Consider the following 14,988-nt stretch of genomic DNA (forward strand, 5'->3'; position numbering starts at 1 on the left):
GACCGCCTGTCGGGGGGAAAGAGATAGTTGATGAGAGGTTAACGCGGTCTGAACCGGGCGCGCGTTGCGCCGGGTCTGCCTGCGCAACGGCGGGCATGGCCGATGGCCGGGCGGGGGGCTGTCTGCCCCCCGATCGCGCCTGAAGGCGCGATTCCCCCCGAGGATATTTCAACCAAGGCAAAGCCTTGCGGGAGATAGTTCAGGTGGTCAGTTCGCCCGCAAGGGCGCGCTGGATCAGGGCGCGGGTTTCGTCGATCCCGTAAAGCGCGATGAATCCGCCGAAGCGCGGGCCCTGATCGGCGCCCAGAAGCACCTGATAGAGGGCGGCGAACCAGTCGCGCAGCGGCTCGAACCCGTGATCCTTGCCGACGGCAAAGACCATGGTCTGCAGCGCCTCGGGATCGGCGGGCTGGTCCCATGCGCCGAGACGGTCGGCGAGGTCCTGGATGGCTGCGCGTTCGGTGTCAGAGGGGGCGCGGAACTGGCGGGTGGGGGCGACGAAATCCGTGAAATAGCGCAGCGCAAAGCCCGCCGCATGGTCGAGGCCGGGATGGGTTTCGGGGCTGGCCTCGGGGGCGTAGCGGCGGATGAAGCCCCAGAGCCCGTCCTTGCCCGTGTCCCCCGCGACCGAGGCGAGGTTCAGCAGCATCTGGAACGGCACGACCATATCCGAGGCGGGCACCTGACCGCCATGGATGTGCCAGACCGGGTTGGCCAGCTGCTGTTCCGGTGTCTGGCCGGGATAGGCGCGCAGCTGCTGGTGGTATTCGTCCACCGCCTTGGGGATCACGTCGAAATGCATCCGCTTGGCCGTCTTGGGCTTGAGATACATGAAATAGGACAGGCTTTCGGTGGCCGCATAGGTCAGCCATTCGTCGATCGACAGCCCGTTGCCCTTGGATTTGCTGATCTTCTGGCCGGTCTGGTCGAGGAACAGCTCATAGGTGAAATGCTCGGGCTTGCGGCCGCCCAGGATCTCGCAGATGCGGTCATAGATCGGGGTGTTGGTGCTGTGATCCTTGCCATACATCTCGAAATCGACATCAAGCGCGGCCCAACGGGCACCGAAATCGGGCTTCCATTGCAGTTTGACATTGCCGCCGGTGACCGGCAGCGTCAGTTCCTCGCCATCCTCATCGAAGGTGATCGTGCCATTCGCGGCATCGACATGCTTGATGGGCACATAAAGCACCCGGCCCGTTTTCGGGCTGATGGGCAGGAAGCAGGAATAGCTTTGCTGGCGTTCCTCGCGCAAGCTGGCCAGCATCACCTCCATGATCGCGTCATAGCGTTCGGCGGCGCGCAGCAGCACCGCGTCGAACTGGCCCGAGCGGTAATATTCGGTCGCGCTGATGAATTCGTAGTCGAAGCCGAACGTGTCCAGAAACCGGCGCAGCATGGCGTTGTTATGCGCGCCAAAGCTGTCATGGGTGCCGAACGGGTCGGGCACCGAGGTCAGGGGCCGTTGCAGATGTTCGTGCAACATCTGCGGGTTGGGCACATTGTCGGGCACCTTGCGCATGCCGTCCAGATCGTCCGAGAAACACACCATCCGGGTCGGGATGTCGCTGATCATCTCGAAGGCGCGGCGGATCATCGTGGTGCGCGCGACCTCGCCGAAGGTGCCGATATGGGGCAGGCCCGAGGGGCCATAGCCCGTCTCGAACAGCACATGACCCTTGGCGGGGGGCGCCTTTTCATAGCGCTTGAGCACCCGGCGTGCCTCTTCGAACGGCCAGGCCTTCGATTGCATTGCGGCGTCGCGCAGGGTGGTCATGGTCTGTACTCCCGGGGTAAAGGCTCTGACGCCTTATTGAATGCCCGCAGGATCGTCAATAATTTGCGCCCCAAGACCTGCGGCCAGACAGGCCGACGGTCGAACAACTGGAGAGAACCATGACCACAGACCTGCCCTCCCTGTCCCCCTGCGATGCGCTGGTGGCCGTCATGGTCGCGGTGTCGGCATCCGACAACACCATCCGCACCTCGGAACTGGTGGCGATCCAGCGCATGGTCGATCACGCGCCGGTCTTTGCGACCTATGATGACGACCGCATCCGCGCCGTCAGCCAGACGGTGATGACCCTGTTCGAGGAAGAGGACGGGCTGGATGCGCTGTTCGGGCTGATCCGCGACGCGCTGCCCGAAAAGCTGTATGAGACCGCCTATGCGCTGGCCTGCGATGTCGCGGCGGCGGACGGGCGGCTCTACGAGACCGAGATCGAGATGCTGGCCGAGATCCGCGATCAGCTGAACGTTTCGCGGCTGCATGCGGCGGCGATCGAGCTGTCCTCGCGGGTGCGTCACCTGACGCTGTAGGCGTTACGCCAGGTTGTCGGCGAAGGCGTCCAGCAGGTTGCGTTGCAGCTGCCGGGCGCTGCGCGTCCATGTGCTGACGCCCGCGGGCAGTTCCTGACCGATGGCGCCGGCGCGGCGGGCCGGGTCGGTGCACAGGATCGCGAAGGCCGCCTGACGGCCCGAGGGCGCCGTGACATAGCCCGCGAGGTTCGAGACGAAGTTCAGCGTGCCGGTCTTGGCCGCGATGTCGGCGCGCGGGGCCTCGGTCTGCAGCGGGTTCCGGCGCAGCAGCGGCGCCAGCCCGGTCTCGCGCCCCGGTGCGGCCAGAATGCGGGCCATGGACAGGGCGCTGATGCGGCTGGCATCCGACAGGCCCGAGTGATCGGCCAGACGCATCCCCTGCCCCAGCGCAGGCGCGTCCGCGGTCAGCCAGTCCAGCATCCGCGCGCCCGATCCCGCCAGATCATCCGCGCCGCTGGCATGCAGGCCAAGCGCCTCGGCGGTGAGGTTGGTGGAATAGTGCATCATGTCGCGCAGCAGCGTCTCGACCGGGGCGCTGTCGTGATAGGTGACCACCTCACCCTGCGGCAGGCGGTCGATCACTTCGGGGGCGGGCAGGACCAGACCGCGCGCCCGGCACAGCGTCTGGAAGACATCGCCCGCATACAGTTCGGGCAGGCGCACGGGCAGCCAGCGGCTGCCGCTGCCGCCCAGTGCCGCGCGCGAAACGGTCCAGTATTCCCGCGCCGCGTCCTGCCGGTAGGTGAACAGCGGCCCCTGCGTGCCCGGCGCCGCCGTGACCGTATAGGCGGGCGGGGACTGGGCGCCGCCACGGGCCTCGACCGCCATCTGGTAATTGACGCCGACGCGCCGCCAGCCCAGATGGACGCGGTTGAAGTTCAGCATCATGCCAGAGATGGCCGGGTTATAGGGCAGATGCGCGGCCTGTTCCGGCGCGATCTGCGGCAAGGCGGGCAGCGCGCCGCCCCAGACCGCAAAGCGCGCGGGCGCGGGCTGGTTGCGGGCGGCCAGATCGGCGGCCAGCCGGGCCAGATCGTCGGTGGACAGGGTCGGATCGCCGCCGCCTGCAAGGATCAGCATGTCGCCCGCGCGGATGACCCGCGTGCGCAGCCGGTGCGCAGGCCCCAGCCGGTCCAGCACGAACATCGAGGTCAGCGCCTTGACCGTGCTGGCAGGCGCGATCGGGGTGGTCGCGCGCGCCAGATGGCGGGGATCTGCGGGGCGGCCCGGCTCGATCAGCGCAAAGGCCGCCTGACCGGGCAGTCGGGCCGCCGCCAGCACCGCGCGCGGATCGGGCGCGGGCTTGCGCGGCGGCCGCGCCGCCAGCCCTTCGGCCCCGGCCAGCGAGGGCATGGCGGCTGCGGCCAGCGCCGAGGCCAGAAAGCGGCGGCGGTCAATCGTCATGGCGCAGGCCCTTTCGCAGCGCGGTCGAGGACAGCGGCGACATCGGCAGGTTCAGCAGCGTCCAGACGGGGGGGGAATGCGTGGCCAGTTCCGCTGCGCGATGTTCGGGCAGACGGGCTGTCTGCAGCGCCCGTGCGGCGGGGGCGGTGCGGGCCGCAAGCCGGGTGCCGGGCCGCGCCAGAACGGCAAAGGGGACCTGGGCTGCGATGCTGCGCCAGCGGTCCCAGTGATGAAACTGCACCAGATTGTCGGACCCCATCAGCCAGACGAAATGCACAGCGGGATAGTGCCGCTGCAACGCCTCCAGCGTGTCGGCGGTCTTGCGCAGACCCAGCCGCGCCTCGATGTCGGTGACGATGATACGGGGGTCGCGGACCAGCACGCGGGCGGCGCTCAGCCGGGCGGCCAGAGGCGCAGGCCCCTGTGATTTCAGCGGATTGCCCGGAGAGACCAGCCACCAGACCCGGTCCAGCCCCAGCCGGGCAAGTGCCGCGCGGCTGATCGCCAGATGCCCGGCATGGGCCGGATCAAACGATCCGCCCAGCACTCCGATGCGCATGCCGGGCCGCGCGATGGGAAAACCCGTTTTCATGGCGTCCGCTTAGCGCATCATTCCGGGCAAGCCAATCGCGGATATGGGCGAACCTGCGCGGCGCCAGGTCGCTGTTGCCAGACCGGGCGCCGCCTTGGCCTGACGGATCAGCGAACCGTGATCCGGCCATCCAGAGCAGGGCTGTAGCCGCCTTCGGCGGCGGTCATGTACCCGGCCAGAACCTCGGCCAGATCCGGGCCGAAATCATAGGCATTGCGGCCATTCTGCGCGAACACGTCATAGCCGTCGCCGCCATTGCGCATATAGTTGTTGGTCGCCACGCCATAGCTGGCCTGCTCGTCGATCGGCTGCCAGTCGCCATCGGCCATGACCATCACATCGCTGATGCGCGCGCCGGGTTCGGCGGCAGGATCGACGGTGTATTTCAGACCCGCCACCTGCGCGAAACGCCCCGCACCGTCTTCCATCCGGCTGGCGCCGTTCTCCAGCGCCGCGACGATGTCGGCGCCGTCCAGCTCGAAGGTGGCCAGCGTGTTCTGGAACGGCAGGACGGTATAGACCTCGCCCATGGTCACCTCGCCCTCGTCGATCGAGGCGCGCAACCCGCCGCCATTCTGGATCGCGATGGTCACGCCCTGCGCGGCCACGCGGTCCAGTATCGCATCCGCCACCAGATTGCCCATCTCGCATTCGCGGGCGCGGCAGGTCTCGCGGCTGCCGTCGATCGACGCCAGCGTCTGCGCCACGACCGTCTGGCGCAGCTCGTCGATGGGTTCGACCATCTCGGCCACGCGGGCCGCGATCGTCTCATCCTCGGGGACCGCATTGTCCAGCAGAATGGGCTGGCCGGAGGCCGAGGTGACATTGCCCTCATCGTCAAAGGTCAGCGTCACATGGCCCAGATATTTGCCATAGGCATAGGCCTGCACCACCGGCACCTCACGCCCGTCAGGCCCGCTGACCAGCGTGGGATAGGCGTCCACCGCGCCCTCCATATCGCCCAGCAGGGTATGGGTATGCCCGCCCACGATCAGATCAAGGCCCGGCACCTCGGCGGCATAGACCAGATCGCGGCCATAACCGGAATGGGTCAGCGCGATGATCTGCGTCACGCCCTCATCGGTCAGCGCCTCGACGCCGGCTTTCAGGCTTTCGATATCGTCCTGGAAGATCACGTTCGGGCCGGGCGAGGATGTCTCGGGCGTGTCCATCGCCAGCGCCGAGACGATCCCGATGCGGGTGTCCCCGACCTCCAGCACCACATGGTGGGGCAGACGGCCCGCCAGCAGGTTCGACTGCGACACGTCCAGATTGCCGGAAATCACCGGGAATTCGGCGCCTTTCAGCAAGACATCCAGCCCTTCGGGGCCGTCATCGAACTCGTGATTGCCCACCGTCATCGCATCATAGCCGATGGTATTCATGAACTCGACGACCTCGGTGCCCTTATAGGTCGTGTAAAACAAAGAGCCCTGATACTGATCGCCCGCATCCAGCAAAACGACATTCTCGCCTGCGGCCCCGATCTGCTCGCGCAGTTCGGCCACCTTCGAGGCGATCCGCGCGACACCGCCAAAGCACTCGCCTGCCTCCTGCGTCTCGGCGTCGCAGGTGCTGTCAAAGGCGTTGATCGGCTCGATCCGGCTGTGAAGATCGTTGGTGTGAAGAACATGCAGCACCAGTTCGGCCTGCGCCGTTCCGGCAAACAGCGCAAGGGCGGATGCCGCGGCAAGAAGACGGGTCATGGGTGATTCCTTTTCGGCCCTGTTGGGGACAGTCCCGAAGATGGCGCAGCCTGACCGGCGGGTCAAATAGCAGGATATGACATGCGCCCCGCGCGTCCGGCAGGGCTTGACCCGGCGCCCCCGCGCGCGGCAAATGCCGCCATGCTGATCTACAAGATCCTTCGCGCCCCCGAATGGCAGGTGATGCAGTCGCAGGGCCGGACGCGCGGCGCGCCGGTCGATCTGGCCGATGGCTATATTCATTTCTCGACCGCCGAACAGGTGCCCGGCACCCTGTCGCGCCATTTCGCCGCTGAAACCGGGCTGATGCTGCTGGCCTGCGACGCCGAGGCCATGGCCGCCGATCTGCGGTGGGAGCCTGCCCGCAACGGCGCGCTGTTCCCGCATCTTTATCGCGACCTGCGCATGGCGGATCTGCGCTGGAGCCGCGCCATAACGCAGGGGCCCGATGGCCCCGAAACCGGAGATCTGTAATGTCGCTGCTGGAACGCGCGGGCCTGTCGGCGCTGCACCGCCTTGACCCCGAACGCGCGCATGACCTGTCGATCCGGGCGCTGGAGCTGGGCCTTGTGCCCCTTCGCGGCACTGCGCCGACATCCGATCTGCTGCGCTGCCGGATCGCCGGTCTGGACCTGCCCAACCCGGTGGGTCTGGCGGCGGGATATGACAAGAATGCGCGGGTGGTGGGGCCTCTGTCCAAGGCCGGGTTCGGCTTCATCGAGGTCGGCGCCGCGACCCCCCGGCCGCAGCCGGGCAACCCCCGCCCGCGCCTGTTCCGCCTGCGCGAGGATCACGCGATCATCAACCGCTTTGGCTTCAACAATGAGGGCGCCGAAGCCATTGCCGCCCGCCTGGCGGCCCGGCCTGCGGGCATTCCCGTGGGCCTGAACATCGGCGCCAACAAGGACAGCGCCGACCGCGCCGCCGATTTCGCGCAGGTGGTGCAGATCGCCGGGGCCAGCGCCGATTTCCTGACCGTCAACGTGTCCTCGCCCAACACCGAAAAGCTGCGCGACCTTCAGGGCGCCCGCGCATTGGAGGCGCTGTTGCAGGGCGTTCTGACCGCCCGCGACGCCCTGCCCGCCCGGCGCCCGGTCTTCGTCAAGATCGCCCCCGACCTCGACGATGCCGAGCTGGCCGATATTGCCGCAGTGGCGCTTGGTCTGGGCCTCGACGGCATCATCGCCACCAACACGACCCTCTCGCGCGACGGGCTGACCGGCGCGCATGCGACCGAGACGGGCGGTCTGTCGGGGCGCCCGCTGTTCGCCCGCTCGACCCGCGTGGTGGCGCAGCTTTACCGGCTGACCGGGGGGCGCCTGCCCATCATCGGCGTGGGCGGGATCGGCAGTGCCGAGGACGCATGGCAAAAGCTGCGCGCCGGGGCCTGTGCGGTCCAGATCTATTCCGCGATGATCTATCAGGGCCTGTCGCTGGCCCCCCGTATCGCGGAAGACCTCGACCGCCGCCTGCGCGCGCACAGCATGACGCTGCCGGAACTGACCGGCAGCGGCGCAAGTGACTGGCCCTAGCCGGCCCTAGCGGAACTCGTCCGCGCCCAGCAGATGGTTCATGCTGTGCGACGGCTCGGCGCAGCCCGCATCGCCGATGACGCGGGCGGGCACGCCTGCGACGGTCTTGCAGGGCGGCACCTCGTGCAGCACGACCGAGCCTGCCGCAATGCGCGAATGCGCGCCCACGCGGATATTGCCCAGAACCTTGGCCCCCGCCCCGATCAGCACGCCGTCACCGATCTTGGGATGACGGTCGCCATCCTCCTTGCCGGTGCCGCCAAGCGTGACCGAATGCAGCATCGACACGTCATTGCCCACCGCAGCCGTCTCGCCGATGACGATGGAATGGGCGTGGTCGATCATCACCCCGGTGCCGATCCGGGCGGCGGGATGAATATCGACCCCGAAGCATTCCGACGACCGCATCTGCACGAAATAGGCCAGATCGCGCCGGTTTTCCTGCCACAGCCAATGCGCGATGCGATAGGCCTGCAACGCCTGAAACCCCTTGAAGAACAGAACCGGCTGCAACAGCCGGTGGGTCGCCGGATCGCGGTCATAGACCGCCATCAGATCCGCCCGCGCCCCGTCGCCCAGATCGGGCGCCGCGGCATAGGCGGCATCCGCGATCTCGCGCAGAATCTGTTCCGACATCTCGCCCGAGGCCAGTTTCAGCGAAAACCGATAGGCCAGCGCCGCCTCAAGGCTGTGGTGATGCAGCAGCCCGGCATGGATCAGCGATCCCAGCAGCGGCTCGTCGCTGACGGCGGCGCTGGCCTCGCGGCGCAGCTGCGCCCAGATGGCATCCCGGTCCAATCCCAAGGGCGTTTTCGCGACAGCGTGCATGGTCATCCTGAAACCCGTCCGATCCTGAACATATCCCGTTCTAACCCATATAACGGGCCGGGAAAAGCAGAGGGGGTCAATTTGACCGGCAGCGTCCGGCCCGCCCTTATCCCGGCAGCCGCAGCTCCCACCAATGCACGGACACACGGATGCGGCCCGCTGCGAAATTGCCCCCTTCGGCGGTCAGCAGGACCGGCTCGGGCTGATAATAGGTCATCGGCGCGCCCAGAATGCCGCGTGCCCAGGAGCCGTTCGCCTTGCCCAGCCCCTGCCCAAAGCGGTTGGTCGCGCCCGCCGTGCCCATCCGCCAGCTGCTCAGCGTGCCGGTCAGGCCCGAGGTCACCCGCGCCACCGCGCCGATGACCATCGCGCCCGCCGGAATGAGAACACCTGTCGTGACCGATGCACCCGGCGTGATCGCGATCTCATCCTCGGCCATGCCCGCCACCATGCCCGCCCCGCTGGCCCCCAGGCTCAGCGCGCCCACGACCCAGACCGCGCCGTCATGGATCGCCTCCAGCCCCCGGTCGGCCACAAAGGCGCGCATGCCGCGACGCGGCGGCAGGAACACCCAGCCGCCATTGACGCCGATGGCCAGCCGCCCGGCCTGCCCGGCCCACACCCCCTGCGCCTGACCCGGCACCGCCCAGCACTGCCCGTCCAGCACCGTTTCGGGCGGGGTGACCTGCGAGATGCTCTCGATCACCAGATTGACCGAGGCATCAAGGCGCATCAGCGCCTCATTCACGGTCACATGTTTCTGCGCCTGCGCGGGCTGGATCAGCGCCATCTGCAAACGTGCGGTTTCACTGGACATGAAAATCTCTCCTGACAAAGAGGCCGCGCCCGAAGGTCTGCGACAATTGCGCCACGCGGACGGTGAACGGCCCACCCTGCGACAGGTCCGCCCACAGGTCCGCAGATACGTCGTGCGACGGCACGGAGACCTGCTGATCCAGCAGCATCTGCCCGCCCCGCAGGATCTGGAGGACATAGCGCTCCTGATCCTCGCCAAGCGGGATGTCGGGACCGTCCCAGCCATCCCCCTCGATCCGGCTGCGCCTGATCCATGTCAGGCGTGGCCCCTCCAGCCGCAGATGACAGGGTGCATAGGGCCGCAGCCCGATGCCCCGCGCCGCCGTCATGCGGCTGCGATAGCCGGGATCGTCGGGCGCCCGCAGCGCCGGGCCGATGCGCCAGAACCGCTCCTGCCCGCGCGCCGAGGGCGGCAGATCGACCTGACGCGGCCCGCCATCCAGCAGCACGACCATGCTGCCCGCAGGCCAGACATCCGGCATCACCCCATCCGTGCCCGCCTGCCCCCGCAGCCGCTGGCTGATCTCCCATTCATTCGGGGCGACCAGATCGGCGCGGGCGAATTGCAGCACCTCCCAGCCCTCGACCGAGCCATCCCCGATCGCCAGCGCATTGGCGCCCGACAACAGCGCCCGCATCGTGACCGAGGCCAGCGGATCATGCGTCAGCCGCAGCCGCAACGGCGCGCCCCGGTCCAGCAGGCCGGGCCGCGCGCGCGGCAGGGGCGTCAGCGTGCGCCCGATCAGCGCGCGGCGGTCCAGCAGCAGGTTGGTGTCGAACCCGCCCTCGGCATCACCCGAGACATAGGCCGCCACCGTCCCCGGCCAGGGATGCGCCGACACCGCCAGCCAGGGGGCATGCGGCACCTCGTCCCCGCGCAACAGCGGCAGGTCCAGAAACACCGGCAGCACCGGCATCGGCGGCTGATAGCGGCGGATGCTCCCCTGCTCCTGATGGCTGATCGCGGGGCGGTAGACGCCCGGATCGACGCGCACCACCTCGATGGTGATCGCGCCCGCGCGCTCCAGCCGGTCGATCCGCCAGCGGCCAGCAGGCAGACCCGGCTGCGCCATCGTGATCACATCGCCCGGCCCCAGATCCGCACGCGAGGGCGGCAGCGCGAACCGCGCCGTGTCGCGCGCCACCTCGGCCTCGGCCAGCCAGCGGTCGGCAATGGCGCGTCCCTCGGGGCGGGTCAGCACCATCTGGAACTCGCTGTCGGCCACCGCCTTGCGGGCCTGCCCGTCCTGCGCCGCCTCGGCGGTGGCGGCGGTATAGTCGCCACCCGCCGCGATATGGGTCAGCCGCAGACGTCCGGGCATCGCCGATTGCGGGCTGCGCGTGGTCTCCAGCCCGGTGATCTCGCCCGCGACGGCCAGATCACCGGAGCCAAGCGCCACCCGCGCCAGCGCATCGCGCGCCACGAATGTCAGCACGCCGTCGCGTTCCACCGCATCGAAGCCATAGGCCAGCATCAGGGGCTGCAAGGCCGCCCGCCCGCTGTCCTGCCCGGTCAGCGCAAAGCCCCGCACCACGCCCGAGATCCGGCTGACGTCATATTCTGTCACCCCCGCCGCCCGGCAGATGTCGCCCACCACGGCGCGCAGCGTGACCGCCCCCGCCCGCCCGTTCAGCCAGTGCCCGCGATCCCAGGCCGGACCGTCCGACCACAGATCCGGGCGCCCCGGAAAGGCCGGATAGGGCCGCGCATCCCAGGCCCAGATATGGGCACGCCCCGGCGCGACCATAAAGCGCCCATCGACCATGCGCGGATTGTTGGCCGGATCGGTCCAGAACGCCATCGACGCCTCGACATAGGCCGCCTGCAAGGCATCGTTGCGGGTGCCGTCGGAATACCACGGTAAGGTGCTTTCCGAGCTCATGGCATCGAGGAACTTGTTGGGCTGGTTGGTCGCCTTGTCCAAAGCCGCACAGCCCAGTTCGGTGAACCAGAACGGTTTCGAGCCCGGCACCCAGCCCGTCGCCTCCCGGTTTCTGACCCCGCCCGGACGGTCGTAATGCAGGTTCTGCCACCACTCCCGCAGATCCTTGTAGCGCCAGACCCAGGCCTCGTCATAGGCGCCATCGGTGATCGGCGTGCGGATCTGGGCGTCGCGATCGGCCTCGCTGGCATAATACCAGTCGAACCCCTCGCCGCCCGCGACATTGGCCTTGAGATAGTCGAGATTGTCGATCCGCCCCCAACCCGCATCCAGATGGTCATCGCCATCGCGCCAGTCCGACAGCGGCATGTAATTGTCGATGCCGATAAAGTCGATATTCTCGTCCGACCACAGCGGGTCGAGGTGAAAGAACAACTCGCCATCGCCGGGGTGATGGCCGAAATATTCCGACCAGTCGGCGGCATAGCCGATGCTGACATCCGGCCCCAGAATCCCGCGCACATCCGCCGCCAGCTGGCGCAGCGCCGCCACCGCCGGATAGCTGTTGCCCGGCCCCCGGATCTGCGTCATCGCCACCATCTCGGACCCGATCAGGAAAGCGTCGATCCCGCCCGCCGCCGCACAAAGATGCGCATAATGCAGGATGAACCGGCGATAGGACCACTCATCCGGGCCGCCATAGCTGACCGTCTCGCCGTCGCGGCTGAAATCGCCGGGGCTGGCCGTGCCAAAGAACGCCGCCACCTCGGCAACCGCCACAGCCGTCAGGTCCGTCGTGCCCGGACGCCCCGGCGCGATGCGGGTGGTGACCCGCCCGCGCCACGGCATGACCGGCTGTTCCCCGGCGCCGTAAGGATCGGGCAACCCGTTCCCGGCCAGCTGCTCCATCAGGATGAACGGATAGAACACCGCCTTGCGCCCCGAGGCGGTCAGCGCCCGCAGCGCCTCGATCACCGACTGGTCCGAGGGCGTGCCGCCATAGATCGGCCGCCCCTCGACCCGCGCCACCTCGGGCGCCTGCCCCCGCGTGATCCCGCCCGCGCGCCAGGGCATCTCGCTGCCCTCGTCGCTGACGAATTCCACCTTGGGCCTGACCCTGCACTCGCCGATCCGCAGATCGCTGCCAAACCACGACACGATCAATGAGACCGAGCCGACATTGGGCAATTCACGCCCCAGCACATCCAGCGAGGCGCGGAAATCCGTCCCCCCCATCGGCGTGTTGACGTTGAAGCTGCGCGCCTCGCCCAGCTCGACCTGATGGCTGACCGGGGTGGTGGCCAGCGAATATTCGCCGGTGCCGGGGATCAGTGCCACCGCCTGCACATCGCGCGACAGGCCGGTGCCGTCGCGCGCCGGGCAGGTCACCTCAAAGCTCAGCTGCGGCATGCGGTTGCCCCAGCGCTCAAGGCTCAGGTTCTCCAGCACGACATAGGCCACGCCGCGATAGGCGGGGGCGGCATCACCCTCGGTCGCGGCGATGACCGGGTCGGGCATCTGCCCCTCATCGCCGCGATAGACGCGCATGTTCAGATCGGATTGCGCGATCTCCTCGCCATCCGCCCAGACCCGGCCCACGCCAAGAATGCGCCCCTCGCACAAGGCCAGCGCCACCGACAGCCGGTAGCTGATCTGACTGACCTGCGTGCGCGGCGCGCCCTTGCCGCCGCGCATGTTCTCGCGGCGCACGACCTCTTCCAGCGCCGAGGCCCAGATGACATGGCCCGGCAGCCGCATCTGTCCCCAGATGCGCGGGACAGCCATCCCCTCGCCCGCGGTCTGAAGGCGCAGCCGGTCGATGCGCCCGGTCTCGACCGCCCGCGCGCCGCCGCCCAGCAGCTGCTGGTCGATGGCGCGGCCCAGCACCGCGCCCGCCGCCCGCCCCAGCACCGCGCCCGACAGGCCCAGCACCGTGCCGCCAAACCCCGCGCCAAGCGACGCGCCGACCGCAGACAGGACAATCGTGGCCATGTTCAAATCCTTCGTAACTGAGGGGCGTCAGGGAAAGCGGAACCGCGCCACGATCCTGGAGGCCCAGGGCCGGGTCAGCGGGCTTTCGATGACGCCATGAGAGGTATAGGCATGGATAAAACGCGGCGCGGTTTCTGCCTGCGAGACCAGCCCCAGATGTTTGGCGATGGCCCCCTCGCGCATGCGGAACAGCAGCACCTGACCGGGGGTCAGCACCGCCGCATCCGGCACCGGGCACAGATGCCGCAGCGCCGCCTGCCACAGCGCTTCCTGCCCGCCGCATTCCGCCCAGTCGCCGCTATAGGCGGGCGGTGTCTCGGGTTCGGCGCCGTGGACCTCGCGCCAGATGCCCCGGATCAGACCCAGACAATCGGCGCCCGCGCCGCGCGTGCTGGCCTGATGGATATAGGGCGTGCCCAGCCAGCCGCGCGCAATCGCAACCTCGCGCGGATCAGCCATTGCGCCCGCCCACCTGCGGCGCCAGCAGCCAGTCCTCCGAGGGCAGATGCGGAAACCCCCGGAAATTGACCAGATTGGCGAATTTCAACCGGCAGGTGCCCGCCGCCTTGTCGCAGCCCGCCACCACCCGGATCTGATCGCCCGGCGCGGGCAGGATCGCCAGCGCCGACCACAGCTCGATCTCGCGGCGCTGGCCGGGGCGGGCGGTGTCGTTCTTGATCCGCCCGCGCAGACCCTGCGCCGCGCCGTCCAGAACCTCCAGCATGCCGCCCTCGAACCAGTTGGCGTCATAGGCGGGGAATGCGGTCAGCGAAAAGATCCGCCCCTCGTCCAGCCCCTCGACCGATACCGTCGCGCTGTAGGCAGGCACATCCAGCCGCAGCTTGCAGGCACCATCGCCCAGTTCGGCGGTGCAGCGCGGATGATAGACCCGGCCCTGCGGCGCATTCAGCGCCTCGGACAAGCCGCGCAATTCGGCGCGGAACGCCCCCTTCGCGCGCGAGACCTCCCCCAGCGTGCCGCGAAAACTCAGCCGGCGCTGGCTCACGTCGCGCCAGTTCACCTCCCACATGCGCAGGCTTGCGCCATCCCAGCGCCCGGCCATCAGATCGGGCTCGGTGATGGCATCGGCGCTCAGCGCGCCCACGGCCTCGCTGTTGTCGACCGACAGCCCGGTGGCCTGCGTGATCGCGCGGGCGGTCAACCCGTGATCGGGGCGGAACAGGATGCCCTCGAACCGCAGCCGCTGGTCGTGATCGGTAAAGCCAAGCGTCAGCCCGTCCCGGCGCCGGATCGCCCAGGCGCGCGCGCGTTCGGTCGCACTCATACCCGCACCTCGACCACCGGAATGTCGGGCACCTGCCCTGCCTCGAAGGACGAGACCGAAACGGCGATCCGGTCGGCATCGAACCGCACCGGCACGTCGTATTCATAGCCCGCGCTGATCTCGGCGCCGGTCTCGGGCGGCTCAAGGAAGTTGATCCGCCCCAGCCCGTGATCGACGGTATAGTTGGTGCCCAGGAACTTCTGGTCGCCGCCCACGCCGACGCGCACCGTGCCCGGCACCGGCTTGGTGATCGGGCGCAGATAGACCGTCGCGCCCGAGCGATAGGATTTGGTCAGCGCGAAACTGCGCATCTGCCCGTCCGCCACCGCGATCACCTGATCGTCAAAGGCGGGCGCGGCCGAGGGCAGGCAGCTTTTGTAATCCGACCAGTCCTTCCAGCGGAACCCGTGCAGCTGGCCCGACCGCGCCTCGAAAAATGCCACGACCTCGGCCAGATCGTCCAGCGAGCGCAGCCCCATCCCCGCATCATAGCGCCGCCGGGGATGCGCCCAGGGCGTGTTGCGTTCCTCGAACCCGCTGGCAAGGGTCACGATCTCGGTGCGCCGTTCCGGGCCGCCGACACTGCCAAAGGACAGGCTGGCGGGAAATCTCACCTCGTGAAAGGCCATCG

General features: G+C 68.4%; 13 protein-coding genes. 3 read left to right on the top strand and 10 right to left on the bottom strand.

Features of this window, described 5'->3' with window-relative positions:
* Positions 1-199 precede the first annotated feature (199 nt).
* Positions 200-1,777, bottom strand: a complete 1,578-nt coding sequence (locus tag ACK41U_RS09460) for a lysine--tRNA ligase (protein WP_409678896.1) — start codon at positions 1,775-1,777, stop codon at positions 200-202.
* A gap of 119 nt (positions 1,778-1,896) precedes the next feature.
* Between ACK41U_RS09460 and ACK41U_RS09465 the strand changes: the two genes are divergently transcribed.
* The gene (locus ACK41U_RS09465; RefSeq protein ID WP_409678898.1) at positions 1,897-2,319 is read left to right on the top strand and encodes a tellurite resistance TerB family protein; all 423 of its coding nucleotides are present in this window, start codon (positions 1,897-1,899) and stop codon (positions 2,317-2,319) included.
* Between the two features lie 3 nt (positions 2,320-2,322).
* Here the strand turns inward: ACK41U_RS09465 and ACK41U_RS09470 are convergent, their stop codons facing one another.
* The 3 genes from ACK41U_RS09470 to ACK41U_RS09480 all read right to left on the bottom strand — a co-directional run bounded on the left by ACK41U_RS09470 (position 2,323) and on the right by ACK41U_RS09480 (position 6,021).
* On the bottom strand, positions 2,323-3,723 hold the full coding sequence (locus ACK41U_RS09470) for a D-alanyl-D-alanine carboxypeptidase (RefSeq protein WP_409678901.1): 1,401 nt from the start codon (positions 3,721-3,723) through the stop codon (positions 2,323-2,325).
* Positions 3,713-4,315 (bottom strand): nicotinate-nucleotide adenylyltransferase, encoded by a 603-nt coding sequence (locus ACK41U_RS09475; protein WP_409678903.1) that lies wholly within the window; start codon positions 4,313-4,315, stop codon positions 3,713-3,715. The genes ACK41U_RS09470 and ACK41U_RS09475 overlap by 11 nt, the downstream gene beginning before the upstream one ends.
* Before the next feature lie 107 nt (positions 4,316-4,422).
* Complete coding sequence (locus ACK41U_RS09480) at positions 4,423-6,021, bottom strand: bifunctional metallophosphatase/5'-nucleotidase (RefSeq protein ID WP_409678906.1); 1,599 nt, start codon at positions 6,019-6,021, stop codon at positions 4,423-4,425.
* Between the two features lie 81 nt (positions 6,022-6,102).
* On the opposite strand from ACK41U_RS09480, the gene ACK41U_RS09485 reads away from it, so the two are divergent.
* Both ACK41U_RS09485 and ACK41U_RS09490 read left to right on the top strand, forming a co-directional pair.
* The gene (locus tag ACK41U_RS09485) at positions 6,103-6,495 is read left to right on the top strand and encodes a DUF952 domain-containing protein (RefSeq protein ID WP_409678909.1); all 393 of its coding nucleotides are present in this window, start codon (positions 6,103-6,105) and stop codon (positions 6,493-6,495) included.
* Entirely contained in the window at positions 6,495-7,553 is a 1,059-nt protein-coding gene (locus tag ACK41U_RS09490) for a quinone-dependent dihydroorotate dehydrogenase (protein WP_409678912.1), read from the top strand. The genes ACK41U_RS09485 and ACK41U_RS09490 overlap by 1 nt, the downstream gene beginning before the upstream one ends.
* A 6-nt stretch (positions 7,554-7,559) precedes the next feature.
* Here the strand turns inward: ACK41U_RS09490 and cysE are convergent, their stop codons facing one another.
* The 6 genes from cysE to ACK41U_RS09520 form a co-directional block, all read right to left on the bottom strand.
* Positions 7,560-8,381, bottom strand: a complete 822-nt coding sequence (gene cysE, locus ACK41U_RS09495) for a serine O-acetyltransferase (RefSeq protein WP_409678982.1) — start codon at positions 8,379-8,381, stop codon at positions 7,560-7,562.
* 106 nt (positions 8,382-8,487) lie between these two features.
* Complete coding sequence (locus tag ACK41U_RS09500) at positions 8,488-9,198, bottom strand: DUF2793 domain-containing protein (RefSeq protein WP_409678915.1); 711 nt, start codon at positions 9,196-9,198, stop codon at positions 8,488-8,490.
* Positions 9,188-13,072 carry a glycoside hydrolase/phage tail family protein gene (locus ACK41U_RS09505; RefSeq protein ID WP_409678918.1) on the bottom strand — a complete coding sequence of 1,295 codons (3,885 nt, stop codon included), beginning with the start codon at positions 13,070-13,072 and terminating at the stop codon, positions 9,188-9,190. Before ACK41U_RS09505 ends, ACK41U_RS09500 begins: the two co-directional genes overlap by 11 nt.
* Before the next feature lie 27 nt (positions 13,073-13,099).
* The gene (locus ACK41U_RS09510; protein WP_409678920.1) at positions 13,100-13,531 is read right to left on the bottom strand and encodes a peptidase; all 432 of its coding nucleotides are present in this window, start codon (positions 13,529-13,531) and stop codon (positions 13,100-13,102) included.
* A complete protein-coding gene (locus ACK41U_RS09515; RefSeq protein WP_409678923.1) occupies positions 13,524-14,357 on the bottom strand; it encodes a DUF2163 domain-containing protein in 834 nt (277 codons plus the stop codon). Before ACK41U_RS09515 ends, ACK41U_RS09510 begins: the two co-directional genes overlap by 8 nt.
* The gene (locus ACK41U_RS09520; protein ID WP_409678925.1) at positions 14,354-14,986 is read right to left on the bottom strand and encodes a TIGR02217 family protein; all 633 of its coding nucleotides are present in this window, start codon (positions 14,984-14,986) and stop codon (positions 14,354-14,356) included. Before ACK41U_RS09520 ends, ACK41U_RS09515 begins: the two co-directional genes overlap by 4 nt.
* Positions 14,987-14,988: the final 2 nt, after the last annotated feature.

The organism is Paracoccus sp. (in: a-proteobacteria) (assembly GCF_046289755.1).
Classification (GTDB): domain Bacteria; phylum Pseudomonadota; class Alphaproteobacteria; order Rhodobacterales; family Rhodobacteraceae; genus Paracoccus.

Coding starts and splice junctions, on each gene's coding strand:
- ACK41U_RS09480 (WP_409678906.1), bottom strand. CDS start 6,021: ATGACCCGTCTTCTTGCCGCGGCATCCGCCCTTGCGCTGTTTGCCGGA.
- cysE (WP_409678982.1), bottom strand. CDS start 8,381: ATGCACGCTGTCGCGAAAACGCCCTTGGGATTGGACCGGGATGCCATC.
- ACK41U_RS09520 (WP_409678925.1), bottom strand. CDS start 14,986: ATGGCCTTTCACGAGGTGAGATTTCCCGCCAGCCTGTCCTTTGGCAGT.
- ACK41U_RS09485 (WP_409678909.1), top strand. CDS start 6,103: ATGCGCCCCGCGCGTCCGGCAGGGCTTGACCCGGCGCCCCCGCGCGCG.
- ACK41U_RS09470 (WP_409678901.1), bottom strand. CDS start 3,723: ATGACGATTGACCGCCGCCGCTTTCTGGCCTCGGCGCTGGCCGCAGCC.
- ACK41U_RS09490 (WP_409678912.1), top strand. CDS start 6,495: ATGTCGCTGCTGGAACGCGCGGGCCTGTCGGCGCTGCACCGCCTTGAC.
- ACK41U_RS09510 (WP_409678920.1), bottom strand. CDS start 13,531: ATGGCTGATCCGCGCGAGGTTGCGATTGCGCGCGGCTGGCTGGGCACG.
- ACK41U_RS09460 (WP_409678896.1), bottom strand. CDS start 1,777: ATGACCACCCTGCGCGACGCCGCAATGCAATCGAAGGCCTGGCCGTTC.
- ACK41U_RS09475 (WP_409678903.1), bottom strand. CDS start 4,315: ATGAAAACGGGTTTTCCCATCGCGCGGCCCGGCATGCGCATCGGAGTG.
- ACK41U_RS09465 (WP_409678898.1), top strand. CDS start 1,897: ATGACCACAGACCTGCCCTCCCTGTCCCCCTGCGATGCGCTGGTGGCC.
- ACK41U_RS09500 (WP_409678915.1), bottom strand. CDS start 9,198: ATGTCCAGTGAAACCGCACGTTTGCAGATGGCGCTGATCCAGCCCGCG.
- ACK41U_RS09505 (WP_409678918.1), bottom strand. CDS start 13,072: ATGGCCACGATTGTCCTGTCTGCGGTCGGCGCGTCGCTTGGCGCGGGG.
- ACK41U_RS09515 (WP_409678923.1), bottom strand. CDS start 14,357: ATGAGTGCGACCGAACGCGCGCGCGCCTGGGCGATCCGGCGCCGGGAC.